The following is a 387-nucleotide window of genomic DNA, read 5'->3' as shown; positions in this document are numbered from 1 at the left end:
GCCGCCAGCGTGTTGTCCGGCTTGAGCCCCGCGGCCCAGGTGCCGCTGCTAACCACCGCGCCGGCCTGCACCGTCAGGTCACCCTGCGCCGCCATCGTCCCGCTGTGACTCAGCGTGCCCCCAGCGCTGATCTGCCCCTGGCCCTGGGCGTAGACCGTGCCGCTGTTGGTCATTCCCGCCTCGGTCTGCAAGGCCAGATCCCCTCGCGACTGCACGCTCCCGCCGTTGCTCAGCGCGCCCGCCTTGAGCTGCAGCCCCCCTTGCGATGCGATCAACCCCTGACCGCCGTTGACCAGTCCCCCATCGACCTGCGCACTCAGCGCCTGCGCGCCCGCGCCTTGCGCAATCACCTGACCTTCGCTGTTGTCCAGCGATCCCGCCTTCAGC

Annotated in this window: 1 pseudogene; it reads right to left on the bottom strand. The window is 70.5% G+C overall.

From position 1 onward, the window contains the following. Positions 1-387 (bottom strand): annotated as a pseudogene (locus LZ017_RS21885) (hypothetical protein); the annotation flags it as partial.

Source organism: Pelomonas sp. CA6 (assembly GCF_022549225.1).
Classification (GTDB): Bacteria; Pseudomonadota; Gammaproteobacteria; order Burkholderiales; family Burkholderiaceae_C; genus Roseateles.
Note: the sequence above shows the minus strand (reverse complement) of the source record. Positions and strands in the feature narration are given on the sequence as shown.